Genomic DNA, 25,933 nt, shown 5'->3' with positions numbered 1-25,933 from the left:
CCTGTTTCAGCGGAGCGCTGGTGTTATTCGGCGGCCTTCTTCTTCGGCGCGGCCTTCTTCTTGGGCTCTTCCGCGTCGTCGGCCTTCTTGGCGTCGGCCTTCTTGGTGGCGGCTTTCTTCGCCGGCTTCGCCTTGACGGCGGTCTCGTCCTCTTCGTCGTCGGCCATCAGCTCTTCCTTGCTGACCTTGACGTCCGTGACCGAAATCTGACCGAGCAGATGGTCGACCACCTTTTCCTCGAACATCGGTGCCCGCAGCGTGTTCAACGCTTCCGGGTTGTTGCGGTAGAACTCGAAGACTTCCTGCTGCTGGTTGCCCGGATAGCGGCGCACCTGCTCGAACAGGCCGCGCTGCAGCTCTTCGTCCGATACGGTGACGCCGGCCTTCTCGCCAATTTCAGCCAGTACCAGGCCAAGGCGTACGCGGCGCTCGGCAAGCCGCAGATACTCGGCGCGCGCCTCTTCTTCCGTCGTCTCTTCGTCGGCGAAGGTGCGTCCGGCTGCTTCCAGGTCACGATTGACCTGCGCCCAGATGTTGTTGAACTCGGCGTCGACGAGCTTCGATGGCGCCTCGAACGAATAGGCCGCGTCGAGCTGGTCGAGCAGCTGGCGCTTGACCTTCTGGCGCGTCATAGCGCCGAACTGGTTCTCGATCTGGCCGCGTACGACGTCGCGCAGGCGCTCCAGCGACTCCAGGCCGAGGTTCTTGGCGGTCTCGTCGTTGATTTCCAGCGCGCCGGGCTGGGACACTTCCTTGACGGTGACGTCGAAGGTCGCTTCCTTGCCGGCCAGATGCGCGGCCTGGTAGTTTTCCGGGAAAGTCACGGTGACCTGCTTTTCGTCACCGGCCTTGGCGCCGACCAGCTGATCCTCGAAGCCGGGGATGAATTCCTTCGAACCCAACACCAGCGGCTGATCGGTGCCGGCGCCGCCATTGAAGGCCTCGCCGTCGATCTTGCCGACATAGTCGATGGTGACGCGGTCGCCATTGGCGGCCTTGCCGGTCTTCGGCTCATAGCTGCGCGCCGATTCGGCAACGCGCTGAACCTGCTCGTCGATCTCGGTATCCGGAACGTCGAACACCTGGCGTGTCACCTTGATGTCGGAAAAGTCCTTGATCTCGATCGCCGGGATGATCTCGTAGTTGAGGCGGAATTCGAAGTCGGCGCCGCCGGCCAGGATCTTCTCGGCTTCCTTCTCATCCTCGGTCATGATGACTTCGGGCTGCATGGCAGCCTTTTCACCACGCCCGGTAATGATCGAACGGGTCGAATCGTTGAGGATTTCGTTGACCACTTCGGCCATGAACGACTTGCCGTAAACCTTGCGCAGGTGCTGCACCGGCACCTTGCCGGGACGGAAGCCGTTGATGCGGACCTTGTTGCGGGCATCCGAAAGCCGCGCCATCAGCTTGGCTTCCATGTCACCGGCCGGCACGGTGATCTTGATCTCTCGCTTGAGACCGGAGTTGAGCGTTTCGGTGACCTGCATCGTAAAACCTTTGTTTTCACCAATGAGACTGCCACGGCCTCTGCCGTTCACAGCCTGCCGGTATATTCTTGCCGGGAATGGCTTTTGGTACGGAACCTGGCGATTTGACCGAAAACCCGGCTCAAACTCTCCCAAACTGCGTTCCAAAATGTGAATAAGTTCTTGTTTTTCCTACTTCTTATCACATTCTGCAGAAGCGGATCGTCGCGTCCCGTCACATTTGACACGCCTTTTGTCACAGGCGAGGCCAATTTTCAACAGTCTTCGCATTCCGGCGAATAACCAGCATTCGGGCCTGACCACATCTTGTCGCTGACCCACATCTTGTCTCTGACATTGACAGAATGATGGCCACATGGGATTGCCGGTCCATGCGGATGTGGCGGAACTGGTAGACGCCCTGGATTTAGGTTCCAGTGCCGAAAGGCGTGGGGGTTCGAGTCCCTTCATCCGCACCACCCTTCGCTCTGCGAGCTTCGGGTGGCGGCCACCGAAGCTCGGTTCAGGCAGCGATCGGATTGAGCTTCAGATGCTGGATCAGAATAATGGTCTTGGCGTCGAGGATACGGCCATCGGCGATGCCGGCCAGGGCCTCGTCGAGCGGCATTTCCAGGACCTCGATGTCCTCGCCCTCTTCTTGCGCGCCGCCGCCGGCCGAGATGCGGTCGGCGGGTGAATAACGGGCGATGAAAAACCAGAGACGTTCGGTGACGCTGCCGGGGCTCATATAGGGCGAAAACAGCCGCTCGACGTTCTGCAGCCGGTAGCCGAGTTCTTCCTCCGCCTCCTTTCGGATGCAGGTTTCGGGATCGTTTTCGTCCAACAGGCCGGCACAGGCCTCGATCAGCGGCTCGCGGTGGCCGGTGACGTAGGCGGGATAGCGGAACTGGCGCACCAGAAGCACGGTCGAACGCAAGGGGTCGTAAGGCAGGATCACCGCGCCATCGCCGCGATCATAGGTCTGGCGGATTTGCGTCTCCCACTGACCGTCGCGCCGACGGTAGTCGAGAACGGTCTTCTTCAGGACGGCCCAGTCGTCGGAGAGGATTTCCTCCGAACGGACGCGAATACGATCTTCCATCGTGGTCTCCATGCAAAAGCGCGTCGCGCTTTATGCTCCTGTTTTATGCGTGTCGTTCTCCCAAACCGGGGCCACTTTTGGGCGCCATGCATTGCCGAGGCCTATCCGCGAACCGGCATTTCGGCAATCCCGTCAGTGATTGGTCCAGAACCCCTTTCACCGCCTCGTGTCTGGCGCAGGCGCCATCGGTCGCCTAAATAGCTGCGAACCCTCCCGGAGTTTCTCATGACAGCGTCGCTTTTCCAGTCGATCACCCTCGACGGCCTCACCTTTCCCAACCGCATCGCCGTCGCGCCGATGTGCCAGTATTCCGCCGACGACGGCTCGGCCAGTGACTGGCATCTCCATCACTGGATGAATCTCGCAATGTCCGGTGCCGGCATGGTCACAGTCGAGATGACCGATGTCGAGCGGCGCGGGCGTATTACCCATGGCTGCCTCGGCCTTTATTCCGAAGACAATGAAGCCGCCGCCCGCCGCGCACTGAACGCCGCACGACGCGTCGCCGCACCCGGCACGAAATTCGGCTCCCAACTCGCCCATGCCGGCCGCAAGGCTTCGAACCGCAAGCCGTGGGAAGGCGGCGGGCCACTGCAGCCAAACGAGGATCCCTGGCAGACCGTTTCCGCCTCGGCCATCCCCTACGACACCGGCTGGAACGTGCCGCACGCACTGGAGGACGAGGAGATCCTGCAGCTCATCGAACGCTTCGCCGAAGCCGCAAGGCGGGCCGAACGCGCCGGCTTCGATTTCATCGAACTGCACGCCGCGCATGGCTATTTGATCTTCCAGTTCCTGTCGCCCTTGTCCAACCAGCGCACGGACCGCTGGGGCGGCTCGCTGGAAAACCGCATGCGTCTTGCCGTCGAAATCGCCAAGGCGGTGCGCAAGGCTACGCCAAAGCTGATGCTCGGCGCGCGGCTGTCGGTGATGGATTGGGTCGATGGCGGCTTCGACGTGGCGGACGCGATCGAAGTGGCCAAAGCGCTCAAGGACGAGGGCGTTGCCTATCTCTGCTGCTCGAGCGGCGGCAATTCGCCGTTGCAGAAATTGCCCACCGGCCCCGGCTATCAGGTGCATCTGGCGGAGGCGGTGCGCAAGGGTGCTGATATTCCGACCCGTGCCGTCGGCCTGATCGACGACCCCAAGCAGGCCGAAGCGATCCTCACCGAGGGCCGCGCCGACATGGTGGCGCTGGCGCGGGCCTTCCTGGCTGATCCGCGCTGGGGATGGCGTGCGGCGGCGACATTCAGCGAAACGATCCACCCGGCGCCGCAGCTTGCCCGTTCGGTGACCACGATGCAGCACTGGATGAAGGCGGTGGGCTGAACGGTCCGCGCTCCCGAAACGCGCGCCCCTCCTGTCTCCAGACAGTTTGACGGTGCTTCGCAGCTATTCCGTCCGCAAGCTGTTGGGTGGGACGAGGCTGCGGCGGGCGTGGCCGGCGTGGGAGGAAACTGTTCAGGGCATTCTTGCCGGTTGCGCGCTGACCGCAGGTGTAGAGCCTTCAAACAGCCTCTGAGACGTTTGGGCGCAGGCTGATGGCCATGGTTGCAACCAAATTGGCTGCTTTGCGTTGCGGCCATGATGGACAACAAACCTTTTGAAGTGCCGGTCGTCGTCGAACTTGGCCACGTCGGCAAATATCGCCACATCCGCAGCGCCCAGGAGGCCGCGGAATGCCTGATGACGGTGTGGCCGCTCAATCGCGGCCCGCGCCATCGTGATGCCCTCGACACTTGCCTCAAAGTGCTGGAAGGTTATCGTTCGACAGCAGATGCGCGCCGGGCGCTGATTGAAGCCGCCAAGGAATCGGAAGTGCTGGTGCCCGACGATAGACTGCCCGACGACCGGCTGCATTGAGCAGACGGACCTTTCAACCGGAGGTTTTCTATGGCGAAGCTGACTTACAAGATCGTCGAACATGACGGCGGCTGGGCCTATAAGGTCGGAGCGACCTTTTCCGAGACGTTCCCCACGCACCAGGACGCATTGCGCGCGGCCGAAATCGCCTCGGCCGAGCAGCAGGTCGCCGGAGCGACCGATGGCATCCAATATGAGGACGCCGAAGGCAAATGGCACGAGGAACTGGCCGACGGCCGCGACCGGCCGCAGACAGAAGTCTCAGATTAATTCGGTATAGCGCTTGATGTTGAGCGGTCCGACAGGGCGCCGACCGCAGCGCCGTCCGGAGAAAGGACGCGCCAGCGGCCAGCGGCTGTCCTTGCGGACTAGCCCTCGAACATTGCTTTCCAGAAAATCAGTGTGCGCTTTTCGGAAATTGCGTTCTGGCTATTTGCCGCAATACTGATCGTTGACGTTTTGCCCTGCGTTAGCGTCCGGGCCTGGCGTGTTGTGGGCACATGGGCCTATTGCGCCGGTATTGCCTTGGGTGTTCAACCCGGAGCCGTCACTGATGCTTCCCGTGGTATAGGGGTCGACAGTTGTCTGGTCGCTGTTGCCGAACAGCCACCAGTCACGATTGTTGGAATACCTGTCGTCCAGTGACTGCGCCATCGCCGATGTTGCGAGACCGATCGTCAGAACAGATGCTGCGAGAATTTTTGTAACCATTGAATCACTCCGTATCTTAGCCGCCTTGGTGCGACACTGATAAAACCCGGTAGTCAGCCGAATGGTTCCTTGAAATTGTCGTGAAGCTGAGGTGAGGCCCTGACCAGCAAAGCCCGGCCGGCGATGCGCTCGATGAATGCGGCGGTTCGCTCCGGGATCACGAATTGCGGCATGTGCCCTATTCCCTCGACCAGTTCGAACCTGGGTCCTTGACCTCATCGGCTCGCCGTGGCGGCGCGAAGATGACATTGCGGCCACCGTCGCGCCGCGCTATCTCAGACCACTCGCCTTGCCGGAGCCTTCCATGCCTGAAATCGTGACCGCCGCCATGCTCGTCATCGGCGATGAGATTCTGTCCGGTCGCACCAAGGACAAGAACATCGGCCATCTCGCCGACATCATGACGGCGATCGGCATCGACCTGAAGGAAGTGCGTGTCGTCCCTGACGAGGAAGACGAGATCATCGCCGCGGTGAATGCCGTGCGCAGTCGTTACACCTATGTGTTCACCACCGGCGGCATCGGTCCGACGCATGACGACATCACGGCCGATTCCATATCCAAGGCTTTTGGCGTGCCTTGCGAATACGATGCCCGGGCCTATGCGGTGCTGGAAGCAAGCTATGCCGCGCGCGGCATCGAATACACGCAGGCCCGCAAGCGCATGGCGCGGATGCCGCGCGGCGCCGATCTCATCGACAATCCGGTGTCGGTCGCACCTGGCTTCCGCATCGGCAACGTCCACGTCATGGCCGGTGTGCCATCGATTTTCCAGGCCATGCTCGACAATGTCGTGCCGACGCTGAAGGCCGGCACGAAGATGCTGTCGGCGACCGTGCCCTGCCCGTTCGGCGAAGGCCTCATCGGCGGGCCGCTGGGTGATATCCAGAAAGCGCATCCCGATACGATCATCGGCTCCTACCCGAAATATGGCGATGGCAAGTTCTGGACCGAGCTGGTCGTGCGTGCCCGCAGCCAGGAGGCGCTGGACGCCGCCCGCGCCGATGTCGAGGCGATGGTCGCCGGCTTCGCCAGCAATCCCGGCTGATCTGGTCCAGGCCGGAACAAAGCGCGACGCTGCAACGTTTCCCCGGCACGAGTTCGCCAGCTCGTAAACCGAGGGATTGTCATGCGATTCAAAACCATCGTCGCCATTCTGCAGAACGAGCAGGACGCCGAGCGCGTGCTCGACTGCGCCATTCCGCTCGCCACCCGGTTTCAGAGCCATCTGGTCGGCATCCACGCCGAAACGCTTCCCGTGCCCTACACCTCCGCCACAGGCTTTCCCGACACCGAATTCCTGCAGGTTTCGGCAGACATGAACCGGGAACGGGCCGAGAAGTTGAGGACGCTGTTTCTCAGGCATATCGAGGATTCCGGTCTTTCCTTCGAGTGGCGAAGCCTGGAAAGCTTTTCGGGTGACAGCGCGCTGACCGGGATTTCGAGCGTGCGGGCCGCCGACCTGATCATAGCGGCGCAGCGCGAAACGGGCGGAGATTCCAGCGCGGACGTAGACACGCTGGTCTATGATGCCGGCCGGCCGGTGCTGGTGGTGCCGCACGAGGGTCCGCTGATCACCACCTTCAAACGCGTCTTGCTCGCCTGGAACGGCAGCAAGGAAGCGGCGCGCGCCGCCTTTGACGCGCTGCCCTTCATCATCGCAGCCGAGAAGACCGACATATTGGTTATCGACCCTCCTGAAACGCTCGACGACAGCCCGGAGGCCGCCGGCGCCGAAATCGCGTCGGCGCTGTCGCGCCACGGCGCCACCGTCAGCGTCTCGGTGCAGCAGTCGGGCGGCAGTTCGGTCGATGACATCATCCAGACCAGGATCGCGGAAACCGGCGCCGATCTGCTGGTGCTTGGTGCCTACAGCCACTCATGGCTGCGTCAGCTTCTGTTCGGCGGCGTGACGCGCAGCGTGCTGCGCACCGCGCCGGTGGCAGCCTTCCTGTCGCGGTAGGTCCACACCGATCGCTGGTCCTTGCCTTTGCCAAGGCCCTTGCTCTTGCCAAGATGGGGGCTTTCCAGCTAATTCCGCGCGCATTCCCCTGTTTTCCTGCGCGCGATCCCCGCGTGCTGTGGAGTGCGCGACATGTCCCTTCCCGAAAAAGCCTTTCCGGTCTCCTGGGACCAGTTCCATCGCGACGCCCGGGCGCTCGCCTGGCGGCTTTCCGGCGCCAACAAGGGACAATGGAAAGCGATCGTCTGCATCACGCGAGGCGGGCTGGTGCCCGCGGCGATCATCTCGCGTGAACTCGGCATCCGCGTCATCGAGACGGTCTGCGTCGCCTCCTATCACGACTATACCAGCCAGGGGCAGTTGCAGGTCCTCAAGGAGATCACCCCTGCCCTGCTCGACGAAGACGGCGCCGGCGTGCTGATCATCGACGACCTGACCGACACCGGCAAGACGGCGGGCATCGTGCGCGCGATGATGCCCAAGGCGCATTTCGCCACCGTCTACGCCAAGCCGAAAGGCCGGCCGCTGGTCGATACTTTCGTCACCGAAGTCAGCCAGGACACCTGGATCTATTTCCCGTGGGACATGGGCTTCACCTACCAGAAGCCGATCGCCGACGACCACGCGGGCTGATTCGAACTACCTGCCTGTTACAGACCGGCAGCTTGCACTGGGGATGATTTGCTTTCGCAAACAGGTCCGGCAGGGCCGGATATTTTGTGAAATCGACGTCTATCGGCGGAAATCGGCCAGGCGAATGAAATTTTTTACTTTTATTGCCGACAATTAGCCGTAAGATTCGTGAGACGGCAAACGATTCCGGAGGCTGGGGCTAGCTTCTTCGATGTTGACGAGGCCAACGACACACAATCATCTGGCCGAAAGGGTCCGACGGCTCTTCGGCACGGCGCCGTGCCGCCTGCAGGTTGCCGCCCTGCCTTGGCGCGACACGGGAGACGGCGTCGAGATCATGCTGATCACCAGCCGCGATACGGGTCGATGGGTGTTGCCCAAGGGCTGGCCCGAGGCCAGGGAGCCGCTCTGCGAGGCCGCGGCGCGCGAAGCCGGCGAGGAGGCCGGGCTGCGCGGTCGTGTCTCTCATCTTGAAGCCGGCCGTTACTTCTACGCCAAGGTACTGGCTTCCGGCGAAGAAGTGCCGTGCGAGGTCCTGGTGTTTCCGCTGCATGTCGACAAAGTCGCGGACCGCTGGAAGGAAAAACACTCACGCACCCGCAAATGGGTCCGCGCAAGCGAAGCGGTGCGCATGGTCAACGAACCCGACCTTTGCCAGATCATCGCCTATTTCTGCGCCGACCCGCACAGCTTCTCCTGACGGGCGGCCACACCGCGCTCTTTGCAAAACGGGACTGGCTTGCAAGGGCTGGACATGCGTTGCCGCGTATCGACATGAATGCTTTGCTAAGGAATCAAGGATAGGATTCGGCAGCTCTGGTATTTTTGATCGATGGCGAATCCCGCAAATCCAATTCCAAACGAGTCCGACGAGCCCCAGCGCGAGCGTCGTCCGCGCGTGCTCAAGGGCGGGTCGATCATCACCGGAATTTCGAATTCGGAAGTGGGCTGCACGCTGCGCAATCAGCACGACGGCGGCGCCGAACTGAAGATACCGCTCGAAGCCCGGGTCCCAGATCGCTTCCTTCTCTATGTGCCGCTCGACGGCATTGCCTATCGTTGCGAGGTCCGCTGGCGACGCAACGACCGTATCGGGGTGCAGTTCACCGGCACCGAGCCAAAACCCCGGCTGCATTACGGCTGACGCCCGGGCAAGCTTGCGCGCGGAAAATCGTGATCCGCGCCTGCATTCTATCCCCGTTATCCACATATGTGACACACAAGATGTTGGGGTCACAAAAGCTACGCAAACGAATCCTTGACGGCGCAAAACGAGTCGCCTTTTATAGGCCATGTGCTCCTGTTGAGAGTGCGACCGGAAAGTTCTGAGCCCGGTCTTTTTTCCCGGACTATGTGCGTTTTTGCTCGCATTTCCGCCTGTTTACGAGGCCGGCGGAAGCGTTGGGATTGTGGGGCGGTTGGGGACGATAGGGACAATTGTCGGGCTTGAATAAATTGTCTGTTAATACTATATTTAGTGTTTGCAGGTAGGTTCGACGCTAGATAGTGTGAATTTCCCTCGATCGAGGGAATCGGAAAAAATCAGTTTTGAAGGACCCGCGGGTTCGTCGGCGCGTTGGACAGATGCTTCGCAAGGAGTTTGACCAGCAGGGCCGGCGGAGACCGCGAAAATGAAGAGCCGGTCGTTTCGAACGCCCGGCAGACGGCGGACATGCGCGTTTCGCATCGGGGGCAGAAATCCCTTGGGAAAAGCGCTATATATAGACAAAAGGGACCGGACCAATGCGCATCGAGCGTCGTTTCACCAAGCCAGGACAATCTGCCTACGCGGAGATCGAATTCCGCAAGGCGCTTTCGGAGATCAAGAATCCGGATGGTTCGGTGGTGTTCCGCTTGGACAATATCGACGTGCCGGCGCAGTTCTCCCAAGTTGCCGCCGATATCCTGGCGCAGAAATATTTCCGCAAGGCCGGTGTGCCGGCGCGCCTGAAGAAGATCGAAGAGAACGACGTCCCCTCCTTCCTCTGGCGCTCCGTCGCCGATGAGGCGGAACTGGCGAAGCTGCCGGAAGCCGAGCGCTACGGTTCCGAGATCGACGCCCGCCAGGTCTTCGACCGGCTTGCCGGCACCTGGACTTACTGGGGCTGGAAAGGCGGCTACTTCAAGGCGTCGGAGGAAGACGCGCGCGCCTTCCGCGACGAGCTTGCCTACATGCTGGCCACCCAGCGCGTCGCGCCGAACTCGCCGCAATGGTTCAACACCGGCCTGCACTGGGCCTATGGCATTGACGGCCCGAGCCAGGGCCACTTCTATGTCGACCCGTTCACCGGCAAGCTGACCAAGTCGAAATCCTCCTACGAGCATCCGCAGCCGCATGCCTGCTTCATCCAGGGCGTACAGGACGACCTCGTCAACGAGGGCGGCATCATGGACCTGTGGGTGCGTGAAGCGCGCCTGTTCAAATACGGCTCCGGCACCGGCTCCAACTTCTCGCTGTTGCGCGGCGAAGGCGAAAAACTGTCCGGCGGCGGCCGCTCGTCGGGCCTGATGAGCTTCCTCAAGATCGGCGACCGTGCGGCGGGCGCCATCAAGTCGGGCGGCACCACGCGCCGCGCCGCCAAAATGGTCATTGTCGACGCCGACCACCCCGATATCGAGGAATTCATCGACTGGAAGGTCAATGAAGAGCAGAAGGTCGCCTCGCTGGTGACCGGCTCGAAGATCGTCAAGAAGCATCTCGAAGCGATCATGAAGGCCTGCGTCAACTGCGAAGGCAATGGCGACGACTGCTTCGACCCGTCGATCAACTCCGCGCTGAAGCGCGAGATCAAGGCGGCCAAGAAATCCGCCGTGCCGGAGAACTACATCTACCGCGTCATCCAGTTCGCCAAGCAGGGCTATAGCTCGATGTCGTTCAAGACCTACGACACCGACTGGGATTCGGATGCCTACCTCACGGTTTCGGGCCAGAACTCCAACAATTCGGTGTCGCTGAAGGACAATTTCCTGCGCGCCGTCGAGGACGATGCCGACTGGCACCTGACCGCCCGCAAGGACGGCAAGGTGATGAAAACGCTGAAGGCCAGGGATCTCTGGGAAAAGATCGGTTACGCCGCCTGGGCGTCGGCCGATCCGGGCCTGCATTTCAACACCACGATGAACGACTGGCACACCTGCGCATCGGCCGGTGCGATCCGGGCGTCGAACCCGTGCTCGGAGTACATGTTCCTCGACGACACGGCCTGCAACCTCGCCTCGATCAATCTGCTGCCCTACCGCAACGCTGACGGCACGATCGACATCGCAGCCTACGAGCACACGGTGCGGCTGTGGACCATCGTTCTCGAAATCTCGGTCATGATGGCGCAGTTCCCGTCGAAGGAGATCGCCAAGCAGTCCTACGAATACCGCACGCTCGGCCTCGGCTATGCCAATATCGGCGGCCTGCTGATGACGTCGGGCATTCCCTACGACTCCGATGAAGGCCGCGCGATCTGCGCCGCACTCACCGCGATCATGACCGGCATGGCCTATGCCACCTCGGCCGAGATGGCCGGCGAGCTCGGCGCCTTCGCCGACTACGACCGCAATGCGCAGAACATGCTGCGCGTCATGCGCAACCATCGCCGTGCCGCCTATGGCGAGAAGCAGGGCTACGAGAAGCTCGCCGTCAATCCGGTGCCGCTGGTCGCTTCCGACCTGAAGCAGCAGGACCTTGCTACCCACGCCAAGGCCGCCTGGGACCGCGCCATCGAACTCGGCGAGGAGCATGGCTACCGCAACGCGCAGGCGACCGTGATTGCGCCGACCGGCACGATCGGCCTGGTCATGGATTGCGACACCACCGGCATCGAGCCCGACTTCGCGCTGGTGAAGTTCAAGAAGCTCGCCGGCGGCGGCTATTTCAAGATCATCAACCGCGCCGTGCCGGAAGCGCTGCGCACGCTTGGCTACTCCGAAGCCCAGATCGCCGAGATGGAGGCCTATGCGGTCGGCCACGGCAACCTCAACCAGGCGCCCGCCATCAACCCCGGCGCGCTCAAGGCCAAGGGCTTCACCGACGACAAGATCGCGGCGCTCAATGCGGCGCTGAAATCGGCCTTCGACATCAAGTTCGTCTTCAACCAGTGGACGCTCGGCGCCGACTGGGTGAAGGAGAATTTCGGCTTCACCGACGAGCAGCTCAACGATTTCTCGTTCGAGATCCTGCCGGCGCTCGGCTTCTCCCGCAAAGACATCGAGGCCGCCAACATTCATGTCTGCGGTGCGATGACACTGGAAGGCGCGCCGTTCCTCAAGGCCGAACATCTGGCGGTGTTCGACTGCGCCAGCCCGTGCGGCAAGATCGGCAAGCGTTCGCTGTCGATCAACAGCCACATCCAGATGATGGCGGCTGCACAGCCCTTCATTTCCGGCGCCATCTCCAAGACCATCAACATGCCCAACGATGCGACGGTGGAAGACGCCAAGGGCGCCTACATGCTGTCGTGGAAGCTGGCGCTGAAGGCCAACGCGCTCTACCGCGACGGCTCGAAGCTGTCGCAGCCGCTCAACTCGTCACTGCTCGCCGATGGCGAGGACGACGAGGATGAAGCCGTCGAGCAGCTGCTCGCCGCACCTGCGGCAGCACGTGCCGCACAGATCACCGAGCGGATCGTCGAGCGCATCATCGAGCGCGTGTCGCGCGAGCAGGAAAAGCTGCCCGGCCGCCGCAAGGGTTACACGCAGAAGGCCAAGATCGGTGGCAACACCATCTTCCTGCGCACCGGCGAATATGACGATGGCCGTCTCGGCGAGATCTTCATCGACATGAACAAGGAAGGCGCGACCTTGCGTGGCCTTCTCAACAATTTCGCCATCGCAATCTCGCTGGGCCTGCAATATGGCGTGCCACTCGACGAATATGTGCACGCCTTCACCTTCACCAAGTTCGAGCCGGCCGGCATGGTGCAGGGCAACGATGCCATCAAGAGCGCGACGTCGATCCTCGACTACGTGTTCCGCGAACTGGCGATCTCCTATCTCGGCCGCAACGATCTCGCTCATGTCGACCAGTCGGACTTTTCCAACACCGCACTTGGCCGTGGCATCAGCGAAGGCAAGACCGATGCGGTCTCCAAGGGCCTGACCCGTGGCGCCTCGCCGGTGAAGCTGGTGTCGCGCGTCAGCGGCAACGATCCGAAAGGCTTTGCGGCTCCCTCGGGCGCCCCTGCCCGCTCGGCACCGACCGCCTTCTCCGGCTCCAACGTGCTGGCTTTGAAACCGGCCAGCGACGAAGCGGTCGCCTACAAGCGCGACTATGAGGAGCGGGCAAAGGAACTGGCCGAGGACATCGCCTTCGAGGAGGCCGCTGCTTCCGATGCCACGGCAGGCTTGTTCACCGACGCCGCGGCCGTTGAGGCGGCCGAAGCCAAGAAACTCGCCAACGACCGCCGCGCCAAGTCGCTGCTCCAGGGCTACACCGGCAATTCCTGCTCCGAGTGCCAGAATTTTACCATGGTGCGGAACGGGACTTGTGAGAAATGCGATACATGCGGCTCGACGAGCGGGTGCAGTTGAGGTCTAGTGCCACCTCGGCTTACAGTTCGCGAGATCATTCGCCTGCTGGAGGCCGACGGCTGGTATCTGGTTGCAACCAAGGGCAGCCATCGCCAATATAAGCATGAAGTCAAAGCCGGCCGCGTCACCGTGGCTGGCAAGCCGTCTGAAGAGGTTGCACAGGGAACACTGAACAGCATCCTCAAGCAGTCAGGTTTGAAGGAGTGATGACATGCGTTACGCGGTGGTGATTGAAAAAGCAGGAAGTAATTTCTCTGCCTATGTGCCGGACCTACCCGGCTGCATCGCGACAGGTGCCACTGTGCCTGAAGTGGAAACCGAGATTCGCGATGCAATACGCTTTCACATCGAAGGTTTGCGAGCCGATGGGCTGGATGTGCCCAAGGGTGTCAGCCTCGCGGAATACGTAGAGGCGTAGAAGGCAATTCACTCAATCGGATCAGGCTCTGATCCCGCCTGCTATCTCTACGGCAACACCTCCAGCGTCTGCTCGTCCTGCCCTATCCGCACGAACAGCACCTTGCGCCCCTCACCCGTGGGCACCTCGAAATACTGGATGCCGTCAGGCATTTCGCCGCAGGGCGGCTCGGGGATTTCATTGAGGTCGGCTACTGCTTTCAGTTCTTTAGCATGGGCGGCGTCGGGGCTGAATGTGTAGCGTTTGACGGCGGCAGGCGCGGCGCCCTCGGTCTAAGGCGTCGAATTCAATAACTTGTTTGCATCTGGCCATGCCTTCGGCTTGCCCAGCTCAAAGTCTCTCGCCATGCCATCTCAGATGGTCGTCCATGAAGCTGGAGATGAAAAGATACGAGTGATCATATCCATCCTGCATCCGCAATTTTAGCGGAATACCCGCTTTGGCGCAGGCCGCCTCAAGCAGCCAGGGCCTCAGCCCGTCGTCAAGAAATCCATCCGACGTTCCCTGATCCACCAGAAATTCGGGGAAACGGTATCCGTCGTCGATGAGCGACGTCGCGTCACAGGCTCGCCACGAGGCCTCATCCTTGCCGAGATACTTCTCAAAGGCCGGTCTCGACCAGCCGGCGGTGCTTGGCTGGGCGATCGGGGCGAACGCCGAGCAGCTCTTGAAACGTTGCGGATTCTTCAAGGCAATCGTCAGCGCGCCATGCCCGCCCATCGAATGGCCAAAGATTGCCTGGCGCGCCATATCGGCTGGAAATTCAGCCGCGATGAGGGCCGGCAACTCCTCGGTGACATAGGAATACATGCGATAATTCTTCGCATAAGGCTCTTGCGTCGCATCGAGATAGAAGCCGGCGCCGGAGCCGAACTGCCAGTTGTCTTTTTCATCCGGAATGTCGGCCCCACGCGGGCTGGTGTCGGGACAGACGACGATCAGGCCAAGCTCGGCGGCCATGCGCCTGTACTCGCCCTTGTCCATTACATTGGCGTGGGTGCACGTCAGGCCTGAGAGATACCACACAACGGGACAAGGCGCCTCCCGCGCCTGCGGAGGTATGAAAACGGCAAAAGTCATGTCGCAACGGCAACTCGTCGACAAATGGGAATAGACGCCCTGCACGCCGCCATGGGCTTTCGTTTGAGAGATGATTTTCATGTGTTCTCCACGTTGCGGGTCGGATGACGGTCGCCCCCTACTGCCAACCAGCGGCAGCACTTGCGTCCTGCCATCCTATGGTTCTTGTGTCGACGGATCTCAGCGCGAAAAAAGAACCTCGCCCATTCCGAGCACTGCGTTATCCCCGCCATATTTGCGCGGTGCGCTCCCCAGAAGCGGCCGTTTCAAAATGCCCTCGGCGATCAGATGACGATCGATGATGGCGGCGAAAACGCTCTCGGGCGCGCCGCATTCGACGAAGCTCGGCGACATGCGTGCCGGCGCGCGATCGAGAAGGATCGAACCGCGACGCATCAAATAGCCGGGCATCTCGCCGGTGCCACCGGCCACCACCAGCGTGCCGGCGATCATGCGGCTGCCGGCAAGGTCGCCGGAGCCTTTCAGCACCGCGATCAGGCCGCGCCGCATGCGGTCCGCCGCGAAGGCGCCCGCCTTGCCCCTGACAATCAACACACCGCCGTTCATGCCGGCCAGTTCGCCCACGAGCGGCGCACCGAGGTGGTCGCCGGCATTGCCTGTTATCTCAAGCCTGCCGCCGCGCATGCCGGAGCCGGCGTATGGACCCGCATTGCCTTCGATCGTCAGCTTGCCGCCGCGCATAGCGCGCCCGGCCTGGGCGCCGGCATTGCCAACGATGCGAACCGACCCACCCCGCATGCCTTGCGCCACAAGGTCAAGGCGCGCGCTTCCGCCTTCGAACACGATGTTTGTCGGATCGCTGCCGGCGACGCGAAAAATGTCGCCCACCTTCGATCCGTGTTTCGACATGCCGATCTGGATTCCTTCGACGTCGCGGCTTTCGATCCCGGCCAGCCGCTCCGGCGTCAGCGGCGACAGGTCAAGGCGCTCCGGCGGCTCGGCAACCAGGGTGAAGGTCAGCGCCTTCATGGCAGCATATCCTTCAGCGAGTAGATGAATTTTCCGAGCTTGCCGCCGTAATTGCCGGCGCTGATGCGAACCGCGCCTCTTTTCGGTCCGAGCTGTATGACAGCCTTGATGCCGGCCTTCATCGCGGCGGCAACTGCATCATTGGTTTCACCATCGATGACGATTTCCAGGACGGCGTTGATGTCGGGACCGAGTTCACTCGCGACGACGCCGCGCAACGTCGGCGCATAGGCTTCGTTGGCCGAGGCGATCATCCCTTTGTATTTGCCACCTATCTTGGAACCCGAACGGGCGATGCCGCCCGGAAACGGCACGATGGCGCCAGGCACCATGCCGATCGCACCGACCGCGGCCTCGGCAGCGGCCAAAGCGTTGGCGCTGCTTTGCGCCATGACAAAGAAATTGCCGCCACCGACAGCTTCCTTCGTCAGTCCGGTCGTTGCTTCGCACAGGAACTCGCCATCCATGACGGGAATACGCCAGAAATGCCTGTCGCCGATCTTCTTGGAGATTTGCCAGCCGTCGCCGAAATAACGCAGCGCCGAACCGAGCTTGAGCTCGGCGCTGCCCTGCAGCCCGGCAAAGCAGGCGGAACCCGGCGAGGTCAAAACGCACTGGCCGACACGATTGAGCAGTTGTTTCTGCAATTCGTCCGTTCCCATCGCGAAAATCATGACGCGGCAGCCCGGCCGGCCATCCGGTGTGGCCGACGGCGGCAGGTCGAGATCGATTGCCGCTTCGCAGCCGCAACCGATCACCGAGGTGGCGAAGCCGGTCATCGTGATCGCCGCCTGGCGAGCCCATTTCCGGCTCGGCGCGGTGATGACGATGGCGGTTGCGCGCATGCCGAAGGCTTCCGCGAAGGTATCGTCGATCGTCACCCCATTGACGCTCATGTTCGGCATGGCACCTCGCCGAATGGCTGTTCGCGCGCAATCGCGGAATCCGGAAAATTGAACCAGTCCAGCGACAGGCCGTAGCGCTGCTGGTGATAGTCCTCGAGCCGTCGCACCATTGCCTTGTCGACAGGCGGCTTGAGCCTCAATGCCTTGCCCCAGCGGTAATGGATGATTTCCCCGTCTTGCACGACGAGATCGCCATCCTTGAAAACATACGCCGCCTGTCCGAGCATTTTCGCGATATCGCGGTCCCTGCGATAGACAGCGATGTCGGCTATTGCACCGGCGCCGAGATGGCCTCGATCCGTCAAGCCGAGCAGCTTGGCCGGCGCCGCGCGCGTCATGATGGCGATTTCCTCGAACGTGTATTCGCGGTCGATTGCGGCCAGGGTAGAGAGCGCCAGGGCGGATCGTGAAAGTCCAGCGGTCATTTCGGCGCGCGCTTCCCGGCTCATCAGCAGTTCGAACAGCGCCGGATAAGCGGTAAAAGGTGCACCGTTGGGATGATCAGTGGTGAAGAACACACGCCAGGGATCGTCGATCAGGAGAAAAAGCTCAAGCCCGATCGCCCACTGCATCGTGCCGTAGAAGTCCTTGCCATAGCTGTAGGGCACGATGCCGCCGCCATTGCCGTCACCATCATGAATGACGGTCTTTTTCGGGTGCGCGCTGCCACGCGCCGAAAACTGCCGCATGACGTCGGAGGAGACCGTGACCGTCTGGCCGAACATGACCTGGCCGATATCGATGGTGACTTCCGGCGTCGCGTTGACCAGTTCGGCAAGCCGTGCGGCGGCGGAAGAAAACCCGCGTTTTCCTTCCGTGCCATAGCCATAGAACTGGAGGTGGGCGAGATGCAGCGGCAGCCCATCCGCCGCTGCAATCGTCGCAGCCGCCGTATCCGCCGATCCGGGGCTGCCCAGATTGTTGCAATGGACATGCAGGGGATGCGGCAGGCCAAGACTGTCGACGGCGGCCTGCAGCGTCTTGACGATCTTGCGCGAACTGACGCCATAGGAAGGCACGACATCGTCCAGCGAGAAGGTGCGGACGTTCTCCTTGAAGGCGGCCGCCGCACCGGCGTTGATCACCTTGACCCCAAGCGCTCGCGTCGAAGCGACCGTCCAGGCGACATAGTCCTCGATCATCGTTCGGGGGGCGTCGTCGCGGATCATCGACAACAGGAAATCGTCATTGCCGAGAATGGCGAGGGTTGCTTTGTCGATGATCGGGATGTCAGCCAGTTCGAGATGCGTGTGAAGCGCCGCTCCCGGCGACATCGCCGGCTCGACCACCGTCGTAAAGCCCATCTTTGCGTAGAGGCAGCCGGTCTGGAACGTCGACCAGCCGGCATTGGAGAGCGGCGTCATTGCTGGCCGCGGCTGATGGGCGGCGTGCTGTTCGGGCAAGAGCAGCCGCGCGGTGTTCACATTGCCGCCGCCAATGTGGGAGTGGATGTCGATGGCGCCAGCCATCACGATGCAGCCGCTGGCTTCGATGATCCGGTCGGCCGCCCCTCCCGCCGGCGCCGGAACGATCTTGTCGTCCTTGATCCAGAGGTCGCCTTTGCCGAGACGGCCGTTGACGGGATCGATGATGTCGCCGCCGGCGATTTTCGTCAGCATGGCAGTGCCTCGGCGAAAGCATGGGTAGCGATCAGGCGGATGATCGTCGCGGCGGAGGGCAATTGCGAGGCCGCTTGCGCATCGATCGACCTGAGCGAGCCCGTGCGGCTGGAGTAGACAACCGCATCGTGATCGACCCCAGCCTCGCCGATGGCGATGGTGACCGCGGCGCCGGCAACCGGCTCTTGCGTTTTCGTCAACGCAATCAGCGCGATGCGGCGCTTTTTTTCCTTCGGTTGAGCCGTTGTGGCGGAGATCCGCAGGTGCAGGTCGGCTTCGCCGGCAGCGATCATGCGCGCCACATCGCAGCGCCAGGGATCGAATTCCGGGAAGCCGCGCGCAAAGCCGGTGCGCAGTGGAAAACCTGTCATCCAGGCCGAGGCGAGCGTGCTTCCCCAGCCGTTTTCGTTCGCCGGCAGATGAAGGCCGGATGCGCGCGATTTGCGATTGAGATCGGCGATCAGTCCTTGCAGCATCTCCAATGCCAAGCCTTCGGCGGCGTGGCCTGAAAACAGGAACACGGGGAAATGCGCGGCCGCCAGAGCTTTGGCGAAATCATTGAAATTCGACACCGGTTGCGATGTACGCTGCCCTTTGTACTGTGCCCGCAGTGCCGCCAGCGTGGCGGCGAGGCTGGCTTGGCCACAGGAAAGTTGCGTTGCCTTGCGCCCGCCGTTCAGCGGCGGCACGGACATCCCGTTTGGACCTACCACGAAGAACGCGCGCTGGTTCCCGGTCGAGAGGTCGGGAACCGTCCCAGCGAGTTCGCCAACAAGACCATGATGGATCCGCGGGAGCTCGCCCACGATCACCACGACATCGGCACGCCGGCGCGTCTCACCGGGGGCGACGGTCATTGCCCCCTTGTCCGTAAAAAGCGCGGTCTCTCGGGCAAGTGCCGCGCCATCGGCATGGTCGTATGCCGCGCCAGCCCGCTCGGCCAGCGCGATCGCCACCCTGGTGCCGTCTATATCCGTATCAAAGCTGAAAACCGGGCACCGACTTGACGACAATAGCGACGCGGCATGCGCAGCCGCGTGCTCAATCAGCGCTTCCCGGTTGCCGATCCAAGCAACCGCCATTCGCTAAACTACTTTCTGGTGCCGGCCCGATCCTAGACGAAACTGGATTGGCCGTGAACCCCACCTTGCAGCGGATCAGCGAATGTTTTCATACGCGTCAACAAATTCCGACCCTGCTTAGTCATATTTGACGTAAGCGAAGCGTTGATCGGTCAGCGGAGTGCCTTCCAGCGCCCCGCCTTCCTTGGCCGGCTGCCACTGAACAACATCCTCGATCTTTTTCGCCAACTCGAAATCCTTGTCGGTAATGCCTTTCGCCGCGTGGTTCGTCAGGCGCACCTCGACCCAGGCATAGGAGGCGGTGATATCGGGATGGTGCCACGCCGCCTCGGCGAGATGGCCAACCGTGTTGATGACCATGAGCGTCGATTTCCAGCTGTGGGTCTTGTATTTGCGCCGGATCCAGCCGTTTTCGTAACGCCATTTCGGCAGCTCCTTCTCAAGCCGATCGGCGATCTCGGCTTCCGAATAGACCTTTTCCTTGACTGTCTCGTTCATCTCGACCTCCGCGAATTGCTCGGTCTGTCTATGCGCCGGAGCCGGCAAACACGTGATGCATTCTCTTTGGCTTGCCCCATCGACGAAAACAGTTATCATGGTACCGGGCACCTAAACTTCCATGATGCATCCATGATGCACCCATCGGGGGGCAGATGTCGAATTCTGTTACCATACGAGTGCCCGCTCGCCTGCACCTTGGCTTCCTTGATCTCAATGGCGATGCCGGACGGCGGTTCGGCAGCGTCGGGCTTCCATTGAGCGAACCCGAAACCGTCGTCACCCTGTCGCGGTCCGGCGAGACCATCGTCGAAGACTCCGAGAGCACCCGCGCCAGCGAGCATCTGTCGACGCTCTGCAAGCATCTCGGCATTCGCGGCCAGCACCATCTGGTGGTCGAGCAGTCGATCCCCAGTCATGCGGGTCTGGGGTCCGGCACGCAGATCGCCCTTGCCGTCGCCTCGGCATTGCGCACTCTCCATAATTTGCCTCTGGATATCGTCGGCGACGCCAGCCTGCTCGAGCGGGGCGGCCGATCCGGCATCGGCATCGCAAGTTTCGAAGACGGCGGCGTCATAGTCGACGCCGGCAAGAACGACCGCGGCGGAACGCCTCCGGTCGTCGCGCGGCTGCCGTTTCCGGAAGAGTGGCGCGTCATCCTCATCCTCGACCATTCCGGGCATGGACTGCATGGCGCTGCCGAGGTCGCGGCGTTTCGTTCGCTGCCGCCATTCCCAACGGCAGGCAGCGGGGAGATCTGCCGGAGGGTGCTGATGGGCATTATGCCGGCTCTGGTCGAGCGGGACCTTCCGGCATTCGGCGCCGCCGTCACCGCGATACAGATGCTGATCGGCAGCCATTTCGCCCCGGCGCAGGGCGGCGTGTTCACCTCGAAGGGGGTCGAGATGGCGGCCCACCGTCTCAATGAAGCAGGCGCCGTCGGCATCGGCCAGAGTTCCTGGGGGCCGACAGGCTTTGCCTTCGCGCCATCGCATGACGCCGCACTCAAGTTCGTCGACGCGGTTCGGAAGACGAAAGTTGGAGACGGCCTTGAGATCAAGATCGTCAAGGGCAGGAACTCCGGCGCGAAGATCAGCTCAACCAGGCTGAATCTCGTCGGCAGCTGACGCTCCCGTTTCAGGCAGAAAGGCAAGAAATGGCCCGCAAACACATCCTGCACATGCTGACACCGTTGAAGCAGATGAGCCCCTTCGACGTGAATATGGCGCTCGACGCAGGTTTCGACGCCGTCGTCCCCTATGTCGATGTAAGCCTCGCCGAAGTGACAGGCCTGGTCCAGGACGCGATCTTTTCGCGCCCGCCGGATGCGGGTGTCGACACCGGCATCTTCATCGCCGGGAAGGATGCCTCGTTGGCGCTCGACATGTTCGACGCCGCGAAGAAGGCGATGGTGCCGCCTTTCCAGGTTTCGGTATTTGCCGATCCGGCCGGCTCGTTCACCACGGCCGCGGCGATGGTGGCCAAGGTCGAAAAGGCGCTGGAGAAGAAATTCCAGCGTGGGCTCAGGGATACGAGGGTGGCTGTTTTCGGCGCCACCGGCGTCGTCGGCTTCTGCACCGCCGTCATCGCGGCAGAGGAAGGTGCACGGGTCACACTTGTCGGCCATGACGGCATTGAAAGGGTCAAGCAGATCGCGGCCGAGATCGAAAGCAGATTCAACATCATCGTCGATGCCGCTGACGGATCGAGCGACGCCCGCAAGACAAAGCTGGCCGAGGCAAACGAAATTATCCTGGCTTGCGCTAAAGCCGGCGTCCAAGTGGTCTCCAAAGCCCAATTGAAAGGCAATGACCTGCTTATTGCGGCCGACGTCAATGCTGTTCCCCCGGCCGGCATCGAAGGATTGGCCGTCAATGCCAATGGTGATCCACTCGAAACGGCAAAAGCTGTCGGCATTGGTCCGCTTGCCATTGGCAATGTCAAATATAAGGTCGAATTCGGTCTCTTCAAAAGAATGATCGAATCCGAAAAGACGATCACGCTCGATTTTCAGGAAGCGTTTTCCCTTGCACGCGAGATTGCCAAGTAACGCCGGATCTCTTTTGATCGCGGCAATTTCAGGCCGGGCGCTGGCCGCCGCCGCGCGTCGCGCCGGTTATCGTCCGCTGGTCGCCGATTTCTTTTGCGATACGGACACCGTCGCGCTCGCAGAACGCGCGACGATATTGCCGGGCGACCTGCAGGGGGGCGTCGATGGCGAGCGCATCATTGACACGCTTCGGCGATTGGCTGGCGACGACCTCCCGGTCGCCATTATCCTGGGCTCTGGGTTTGAGCGGATGCCTGAGACCGTGGACAAGATCGCGCGACACTTTCCGCTCGCAGGCAATGGCGGCGGCGCGATCCGCAGGATCAAGGATCCGCAGTTGCTGGCTGATGATTGCACCGAACTCGGCATCCCGCATCCGCAATTGCGATGGGACCAGCCGCCTGATCCGGAGAACTGGGTGGTCAAGACCGCGGGCGGCGCCGGCGGCGGGCACGTCAGACGAGCAGCCGGAGAAAGCCCGACCGCCGGCCGCTATTTCCAGCGCTTCGTTGCCGGACGCAGCATCTCGGCCCTGTTCGTCGGCAACGGGCAAACCGCGCACATCGTGGGCTTCAGCCAACAGTGGACGTCCCCCTCCCCGACAGCGCCCTATCGCTATGGCGGCGCCGTGCGGTTGAGACGCTTCGATCGCAGACAGGCGGCGCTCATCGGCGGTTGGCTCTCAAGTCTGACGCGGCGCGCCGGCCTGGTTGGATTGTGCAGCGCCGATCTCATCCGCGGGCCGGATGGCTACAAGTTCATCGAGATCAATCCGAGGCCGGGCGCCACCCTCGACATTTTCGACGATGTCGAAGCGCCATTGATCGAAGCGCATCTGCGCGCCGCGACGGGTCAGGTCTTCCGCTTGCCGCGCTTCGTCGATTCGATGGCGTCGATGGTGACTTACGCCGCGACGCCAATCACTCACTTTCCGTCGATCGCCTGGCCTGAATGGACAGCGGACCAGCAGTCGGCTGGCACCCGTCTGATTGCCGGCGACCCTGTCTGCACGGTCTTCGCACGCGGTCCGAGCGTCCAATCGACCAAGCGGCTCATCAAGGGACAAGCCAGTCAATTGCAACTCCAATGGGAAGGAGACCGGACATGAAAGACGGTTCGGCATTCCTGAACGACAATGCACAGCGCATCGTTGACGGCATGATCGGCGACGCCGAACGCCTGCGTATCGTCGTCTCCACGGGGCCATTGGGCGAGCGCCTGATCGATGCCGGCGCCAAGACCGTCGGCAGCGTCGAAGCCGGGCTGCGCATGGCTGAGGCCGCGATGGGCGGTCTCGGCAGCGTTTCGGTGTTCATGGATCGCGCTTCACAGCAATGGCCGTTCACCGTCGAAGCGCGATCTTCGCAGCCGGTGCTAGCCTGCCTGGGCAGCCAGTATGCGGGCTGGAACCTGTCTGGCCAGGACTATTTCGCCATGGGATCTGGACCGGCGCGGGCACTCGCCCGGGTCGAACCGCTGTTCGAAACACTTTCCTATCGCGACATCGCATCGTCCGCGGTGCTTATCCTGGAGACGGCCGAACCGCCTCCCCGCGCGATCGTTGAGAAAGTGGGCAAGGCAACTGGACTGGCGACGGAAAAGCTCACCTTCCTCTATGCGCCGACACAAAGCCTTGCCGGCGGCGTGCAGATCGTTGCGCGCGCGCTCGAGGTTGCCCTGCACAAGATCAACGATCTCAAATTCCCGCTGGAGAACGTTGTCGATGGCATCGGAACGGCTCCGATCCCCGCCCCCCATCCGGATTTCCTGACCGCCATGGGCCGAACCAACGATGCCATCATCTATGGCGGCAGCGTCCAGCTCTTCGTGAAAGGATCGGCGAAAGAAGCTGGCAAACTCGCGGAAAAACTCCCAAGCAGCGCCTCACGGGACTACGGCCAACCCTTCGCCGAGATCTTCACGCGGTTCAAGGGCGATTTCTATGCCATCGACCCGCTGCTGTTCAGCCCGGCCGAAGTGATCGTGACAGCGATCGAAACCGGCGATACGTTTCGCGCCGGTGGGCGTGATCTGAAGATGCTCGAACGGAGTCTCGGCTAAGAGGATGGCGGTGCAAAGGGATTCGTCCGTCATTCGCCTGCCCGACGACTGCATTTCGTGCAGCCCTGCCGCGGACGCGGCAATGAGGGCGTGGAATCGCTCGCGCCGCCGACATTCCCGCACCCGAGAGGCCACATGATCCCTCGCATCCTGATCGTCAGCGACAAAGTGGACACCGGCTCCAACGGCCTGGCGGTAGGGCTTGGTCGGCGGGGCGCCGCCGTTGCAGCCGCGCCGCTGGCGGCTATCGCATTCGACACCGGCAGCCCGAGCGGGCTTTCGATCCCTGGCTTCGGCGGCACGCTGCCCGACGCCGTGCTCGTCCGTTCGATCGCCGCTGGATCGTTCGAAGCGATTACCCGGCGCCTCGGCGTGCTGCACGCGTTAAGCAGACTGTCGGTTCCCGTGTGGAATTCCGCGCAGGCGATCGAGCGCTGCGTCGACAAGTCGATGACGACATTCCTCTTGAAAAATGCCGGCCTGCCTACGCCACGCACCTTTGCCGTAGAAGGACTTGCCGTCGCCGAGGAGATCGCGGCGCAAGAGCTTCCGCGGGGACCGCTGGTGCTGAAACCATTGTTCGGGGCGCAAGGCCGCGGGATAAAGCTGATCCGCACGCTCTCGGACCTGCCGGCCGCAGAAGAGGTGAACAGCGTCTACTACCTTCAGCAATATGTGTCGCGTGCCGGTCCGCCTTTCCGGGATTTTCGCGTCTTTGTCTGCGCCGGCGAGACCGTGGCGATGATGAGCCGCATCAGCGACGACTGGATCACGAACGTCAACAGGGGCGGCGTGCCGGAACAGGTTTCCGAACATGGCAAGGCGGAACTGGCCTCGCTGGCTGTCGCCGCGTCAGCTGCGGTCGGCGCGGATTTTGCCGGCGTGGACATCGTGCGGGCTGACGACGGCAATCTGTTCATACTCGAAGTGAACAGCATGCCCGCCTGGTCGGGATTGCAATCGGTGGTCGCCGTGAACATCGCCGAAGCAATCGCCGATGCCTTGCTGAAACTCCTGGCCGACCGCGCCGAAGCGGCCGCCGCGCCGCGGCCCTACCGTTTCGCCGCGCCTGCGAATTCGTGAGGGCCCGTAGGATGGCGCTATCGCGTGAACGCCTCCGGGCCAGCTACAAGGATGCCTGCAGGATGGAGATCGAAGCCCTCAAACCGGGCAACGTCCATCTGTTCGCCGACGGACACGGCATGTCGGCCGCTCAATTCATGATGAGTGCGGAGGTTTCTTCCGGGCCGCTGACCGATCCTCGTCTGCCGGTCGGACAGCGCATGCTGGAGGCGGTGCGCGCGACCCGACTGGCGGTCGCAACCAATACCAATCTCGGAATCATCCTTCTGACAGGGCCACTGATATGCGCCGCCGAAATGAGCGGTGACAGACTGCAGGACAATCTCGACTCGCTGCTTCGGGCTTTGAGCGTGCAGGATACCAAGGCGGTGTTCGAGGCGATCGTCACGGCCGCGCCAGGCGGCCTCGGAGAAGCCGCCAACGATGTGCGGCAGGAGCCGAAGATCCATTTGCTGGACGCGATGCGGGAGGCCACCGACCGGGACATGATCGCCCGCCAGTACGGCAGCTGTTTCGGCGACGTGTTCGGGGTCGGGCTCGCCGCGCTGGATGGAGCGTTGGCACGTGGAGAAACCGGCATGTGGCCGACGGTATTCGTCTACATGGCGTTTTTCGCCGACTTCCCCGACAGCCATGTGATGCGCAAGCACGGCGTTGACGTCGCAAATCAGGCGCGGCAGGAAGCCGTTGCCGTTCAGGCGGCGCTCCATGCGGAGGGCGACGAACCGTCGCGCATTCGCCTGCTCATGGAGTTCGACCGCCGGTTAAAGACCGACAACATCAATCCCGGCACCTCGGCCGACCTCACCGTGGCTACTCTTTTAGTCCACACCCTCGCCCTCACCTTGCATAATCGCGGCGTTGGTGCTTGACTTCCAAAAGTGGA

General features: G+C 62.1%; 26 protein-coding genes and 1 tRNA gene. 18 read left to right on the top strand and 9 right to left on the bottom strand.

The annotated features are described in order from the left end of the window. Positions 1-23 precede the first annotated feature (23 nt). Positions 24-1,490 (bottom strand): trigger factor, encoded by a 1,467-nt coding sequence (gene tig / locus NKI99_RS09355; protein WP_352610643.1) that lies wholly within the window; start codon positions 1,488-1,490, stop codon positions 24-26. Between the two features lie 373 nt (positions 1,491-1,863). Between tig and NKI99_RS09350 the strand changes: the two genes are divergently transcribed. Next, positions 1,864-1,948 (top strand) — tRNA-Leu (locus NKI99_RS09350). 44 nt (positions 1,949-1,992) lie between these two features. On the opposite strand, the gene NKI99_RS09345 is transcribed toward NKI99_RS09350, so the two are convergent. Continuing rightward, positions 1,993-2,571, bottom strand: coding sequence for an NUDIX domain-containing protein (locus NKI99_RS09345; RefSeq protein WP_352555253.1), 579 nt, complete (start codon positions 2,569-2,571; stop codon positions 1,993-1,995). 225 nt (positions 2,572-2,796) lie between these two features. Between NKI99_RS09345 and NKI99_RS09340 the strand changes: the two genes are divergently transcribed. The 3 genes from NKI99_RS09340 to NKI99_RS09330 all read left to right on the top strand — a co-directional run bounded on the left by NKI99_RS09340 (position 2,797) and on the right by NKI99_RS09330 (position 4,704). After that, positions 2,797-3,900 (top strand): NADH:flavin oxidoreductase/NADH oxidase, encoded by a 1,104-nt coding sequence (locus NKI99_RS09340; protein WP_128303343.1) that lies wholly within the window; start codon positions 2,797-2,799, stop codon positions 3,898-3,900. Positions 3,901-4,155: 255 nt separating this feature from the next. Beyond that, positions 4,156-4,434, top strand: a complete 279-nt coding sequence (locus NKI99_RS09335; RefSeq protein WP_013532012.1) for a DUF982 domain-containing protein — start codon at positions 4,156-4,158, stop codon at positions 4,432-4,434. Positions 4,435-4,464: 30 nt separating this feature from the next. Further along, positions 4,465-4,704: a DUF2188 domain-containing protein gene (locus tag NKI99_RS09330; RefSeq protein ID WP_013532013.1), complete on the top strand. Its 240-nt coding sequence runs from the start codon at positions 4,465-4,467 to the stop codon at positions 4,702-4,704. A 159-nt stretch (positions 4,705-4,863) separates the two neighbouring features. Here the strand turns inward: NKI99_RS09330 and NKI99_RS09325 are convergent, their stop codons facing one another. After that, entirely contained in the window at positions 4,864-5,145 is a 282-nt protein-coding gene (locus tag NKI99_RS09325; RefSeq protein WP_352610642.1) for a hypothetical protein, read from the bottom strand. 304 nt (positions 5,146-5,449) lie between these two features. Between NKI99_RS09325 and NKI99_RS09320 the strand changes: the two genes are divergently transcribed. The 8 genes from NKI99_RS09320 (at position 5,450) to NKI99_RS09285 (ending at position 13,679) form a co-directional block, all read left to right on the top strand. Next, on the top strand, positions 5,450-6,193 hold the full coding sequence (locus tag NKI99_RS09320) for a competence/damage-inducible protein A (RefSeq protein WP_352610640.1): 744 nt from the start codon (positions 5,450-5,452) through the stop codon (positions 6,191-6,193). An 81-nt stretch (positions 6,194-6,274) separates the two neighbouring features. Then, positions 6,275-7,108, top strand: a complete 834-nt coding sequence (locus NKI99_RS09315) for a universal stress protein (RefSeq protein WP_352610638.1) — start codon at positions 6,275-6,277, stop codon at positions 7,106-7,108. A 132-nt stretch (positions 7,109-7,240) separates the two neighbouring features. Next, a complete protein-coding gene (gpt, locus tag NKI99_RS09310; RefSeq protein WP_352610636.1) occupies positions 7,241-7,741 on the top strand; it encodes a xanthine phosphoribosyltransferase in 501 nt (166 codons plus the stop codon). A gap of 211 nt (positions 7,742-7,952) precedes the next feature. Further along, the gene (locus NKI99_RS09305) at positions 7,953-8,441 is read left to right on the top strand and encodes an NUDIX hydrolase (RefSeq protein WP_023810435.1); all 489 of its coding nucleotides are present in this window, start codon (positions 7,953-7,955) and stop codon (positions 8,439-8,441) included. Positions 8,442-8,573: 132 nt separating this feature from the next. Next, a complete protein-coding gene (locus NKI99_RS09300) occupies positions 8,574-8,885 on the top strand; it encodes a PilZ domain-containing protein (RefSeq protein ID WP_023810434.1) in 312 nt (103 codons plus the stop codon). A gap of 599 nt (positions 8,886-9,484) precedes the next feature. After that, positions 9,485-13,261: a vitamin B12-dependent ribonucleotide reductase gene (locus NKI99_RS09295; RefSeq protein WP_352610634.1), complete on the top strand. Its 3,777-nt coding sequence runs from the start codon at positions 9,485-9,487 to the stop codon at positions 13,259-13,261. A gap of 6 nt (positions 13,262-13,267) precedes the next feature. Beyond that, the gene (locus tag NKI99_RS09290) at positions 13,268-13,468 is read left to right on the top strand and encodes a type II toxin-antitoxin system HicA family toxin (protein ID WP_023810432.1); all 201 of its coding nucleotides are present in this window, start codon (positions 13,268-13,270) and stop codon (positions 13,466-13,468) included. Between the two features lie 4 nt (positions 13,469-13,472). Next, the gene (locus tag NKI99_RS09285; RefSeq protein WP_127293307.1) at positions 13,473-13,679 is read left to right on the top strand and encodes a type II toxin-antitoxin system HicB family antitoxin; all 207 of its coding nucleotides are present in this window, start codon (positions 13,473-13,475) and stop codon (positions 13,677-13,679) included. A 330-nt stretch (positions 13,680-14,009) separates the two neighbouring features. Here the strand turns inward: NKI99_RS09285 and fghA are convergent, their stop codons facing one another. The 6 genes from fghA to NKI99_RS09255 form a co-directional block, all read right to left on the bottom strand. Continuing rightward, a complete protein-coding gene (gene fghA, locus NKI99_RS09280; RefSeq protein WP_352610632.1) occupies positions 14,010-14,840 on the bottom strand; it encodes an S-formylglutathione hydrolase in 831 nt (276 codons plus the stop codon). Between the two features lie 99 nt (positions 14,841-14,939). Then, positions 14,940-15,749 (bottom strand): formylmethanofuran dehydrogenase subunit C, encoded by an 810-nt coding sequence (locus NKI99_RS09275; protein WP_352610630.1) that lies wholly within the window; start codon positions 15,747-15,749, stop codon positions 14,940-14,942. Then, on the bottom strand, positions 15,746-16,654 hold the full coding sequence (gene fhcD / locus NKI99_RS09270; RefSeq protein ID WP_352610628.1) for a formylmethanofuran--tetrahydromethanopterin N-formyltransferase: 909 nt from the start codon (positions 16,652-16,654) through the stop codon (positions 15,746-15,748). The genes NKI99_RS09275 and fhcD overlap by 4 nt, the downstream gene beginning before the upstream one ends. Continuing rightward, positions 16,642-18,273, bottom strand: a complete 1,632-nt coding sequence (locus NKI99_RS09265; protein WP_352552633.1) for a formylmethanofuran dehydrogenase subunit A — start codon at positions 18,271-18,273, stop codon at positions 16,642-16,644. Before NKI99_RS09265 ends, fhcD begins: the two co-directional genes overlap by 13 nt. After that, complete coding sequence (locus NKI99_RS09260; RefSeq protein ID WP_352610626.1) at positions 18,267-19,355, bottom strand: tungsten formylmethanofuran dehydrogenase; 1,089 nt, start codon at positions 19,353-19,355, stop codon at positions 18,267-18,269. Before NKI99_RS09260 ends, NKI99_RS09265 begins: the two co-directional genes overlap by 7 nt. Positions 19,356-19,472: 117 nt before the next feature. Further along, entirely contained in the window at positions 19,473-19,853 is a 381-nt protein-coding gene (locus tag NKI99_RS09255; RefSeq protein WP_013532029.1) for a 4a-hydroxytetrahydrobiopterin dehydratase, read from the bottom strand. Between the two features lie 155 nt (positions 19,854-20,008). Here NKI99_RS09255 and NKI99_RS09250 point away from each other — a divergent pair, with 155 nt between their 5' ends. From NKI99_RS09250 to NKI99_RS09225, 6 genes are all read left to right on the top strand, one after another. Then, on the top strand, positions 20,009-20,980 hold the full coding sequence (locus tag NKI99_RS09250) for a beta-ribofuranosylaminobenzene 5'-phosphate synthase family protein (RefSeq protein WP_128303333.1): 972 nt from the start codon (positions 20,009-20,011) through the stop codon (positions 20,978-20,980). Between the two features lie 29 nt (positions 20,981-21,009). After that, positions 21,010-21,903 carry an NAD(P)-dependent methylenetetrahydromethanopterin dehydrogenase gene (locus tag NKI99_RS09245; protein WP_352610624.1) on the top strand — a complete coding sequence of 298 codons (894 nt, stop codon included), beginning with the start codon at positions 21,010-21,012 and terminating at the stop codon, positions 21,901-21,903. 13 nt (positions 21,904-21,916) lie between these two features. Next, positions 21,917-23,011, top strand: a complete 1,095-nt coding sequence (locus tag NKI99_RS09240; RefSeq protein WP_352610622.1) for an ATP-grasp domain-containing protein — start codon at positions 21,917-21,919, stop codon at positions 23,009-23,011. Then, a complete protein-coding gene (gene mch, locus NKI99_RS09235) occupies positions 23,008-23,964 on the top strand; it encodes a methenyltetrahydromethanopterin cyclohydrolase (RefSeq protein WP_352440197.1) in 957 nt (318 codons plus the stop codon). The genes NKI99_RS09240 and mch overlap by 4 nt, the downstream gene beginning before the upstream one ends. Before the next feature lie 135 nt (positions 23,965-24,099). Continuing rightward, positions 24,100-25,047 carry an ATP-grasp domain-containing protein gene (locus NKI99_RS09230; RefSeq protein ID WP_352610620.1) on the top strand — a complete coding sequence of 316 codons (948 nt, stop codon included), beginning with the start codon at positions 24,100-24,102 and terminating at the stop codon, positions 25,045-25,047. An 11-nt stretch (positions 25,048-25,058) separates the two neighbouring features. Beyond that, complete coding sequence (locus tag NKI99_RS09225; RefSeq protein WP_352552643.1) at positions 25,059-25,919, top strand: triphosphoribosyl-dephospho-CoA synthase; 861 nt, start codon at positions 25,059-25,061, stop codon at positions 25,917-25,919. Positions 25,920-25,933 lie beyond the last annotated feature (14 nt).

This window comes from Mesorhizobium sp. M0239, assembly GCF_040321815.1.
Lineage (GTDB): Bacteria > Pseudomonadota > Alphaproteobacteria > Rhizobiales > Rhizobiaceae > Mesorhizobium.
This window is presented reverse-complemented; position numbering and strand designations above follow the sequence as displayed.

Coding starts and splice junctions, on each gene's coding strand:
- NKI99_RS09265 (WP_352552633.1), bottom strand. CDS start 18,273: ATGCTGACGAAAATCGCCGGCGGCGACATCATCGATCCCGTCAACGGC.
- NKI99_RS09335 (WP_013532012.1), top strand. CDS start 4,156: ATGATGGACAACAAACCTTTTGAAGTGCCGGTCGTCGTCGAACTTGGC.
- NKI99_RS09255 (WP_013532029.1), bottom strand. CDS start 19,853: ATGAACGAGACAGTCAAGGAAAAGGTCTATTCGGAAGCCGAGATCGCC.
- NKI99_RS09300 (WP_023810434.1), top strand. CDS start 8,574: ATGGCGAATCCCGCAAATCCAATTCCAAACGAGTCCGACGAGCCCCAG.
- NKI99_RS09285 (WP_127293307.1), top strand. CDS start 13,473: ATGCGTTACGCGGTGGTGATTGAAAAAGCAGGAAGTAATTTCTCTGCC.
- mch (WP_352440197.1), top strand. CDS start 23,008: ATGAAAGACGGTTCGGCATTCCTGAACGACAATGCACAGCGCATCGTT.
- NKI99_RS09295 (WP_352610634.1), top strand. CDS start 9,485: ATGCGCATCGAGCGTCGTTTCACCAAGCCAGGACAATCTGCCTACGCG.
- NKI99_RS09305 (WP_023810435.1), top strand. CDS start 7,953: ATGTTGACGAGGCCAACGACACACAATCATCTGGCCGAAAGGGTCCGA.
- NKI99_RS09315 (WP_352610638.1), top strand. CDS start 6,275: ATGCGATTCAAAACCATCGTCGCCATTCTGCAGAACGAGCAGGACGCC.
- NKI99_RS09275 (WP_352610630.1), bottom strand. CDS start 15,749: ATGAAGGCGCTGACCTTCACCCTGGTTGCCGAGCCGCCGGAGCGCCTT.
- fhcD (WP_352610628.1), bottom strand. CDS start 16,654: ATGCCGAACATGAGCGTCAATGGGGTGACGATCGACGATACCTTCGCG.
- NKI99_RS09260 (WP_352610626.1), bottom strand. CDS start 19,355: ATGGCGGTTGCTTGGATCGGCAACCGGGAAGCGCTGATTGAGCACGCG.
- NKI99_RS09325 (WP_352610642.1), bottom strand. CDS start 5,145: ATGGTTACAAAAATTCTCGCAGCATCTGTTCTGACGATCGGTCTCGCA.
- NKI99_RS09330 (WP_013532013.1), top strand. CDS start 4,465: ATGGCGAAGCTGACTTACAAGATCGTCGAACATGACGGCGGCTGGGCC.
- NKI99_RS09345 (WP_352555253.1), bottom strand. CDS start 2,571: ATGGAAGATCGTATTCGCGTCCGTTCGGAGGAAATCCTCTCCGACGAC.
- NKI99_RS09250 (WP_128303333.1), top strand. CDS start 20,009: ATGTCGAATTCTGTTACCATACGAGTGCCCGCTCGCCTGCACCTTGGC.
- tig (WP_352610643.1), bottom strand. CDS start 1,490: ATGCAGGTCACCGAAACGCTCAACTCCGGTCTCAAGCGAGAGATCAAG.
- NKI99_RS09230 (WP_352610620.1), top strand. CDS start 24,100: ATGATCCCTCGCATCCTGATCGTCAGCGACAAAGTGGACACCGGCTCC.
- fghA (WP_352610632.1), bottom strand. CDS start 14,840: ATGAAAATCATCTCTCAAACGAAAGCCCATGGCGGCGTGCAGGGCGTC.
- NKI99_RS09225 (WP_352552643.1), top strand. CDS start 25,059: ATGGCGCTATCGCGTGAACGCCTCCGGGCCAGCTACAAGGATGCCTGC.
- NKI99_RS09245 (WP_352610624.1), top strand. CDS start 21,010: ATGGCCCGCAAACACATCCTGCACATGCTGACACCGTTGAAGCAGATG.
- NKI99_RS09340 (WP_128303343.1), top strand. CDS start 2,797: ATGACAGCGTCGCTTTTCCAGTCGATCACCCTCGACGGCCTCACCTTT.
- NKI99_RS09320 (WP_352610640.1), top strand. CDS start 5,450: ATGCCTGAAATCGTGACCGCCGCCATGCTCGTCATCGGCGATGAGATT.
- gpt (WP_352610636.1), top strand. CDS start 7,241: ATGTCCCTTCCCGAAAAAGCCTTTCCGGTCTCCTGGGACCAGTTCCAT.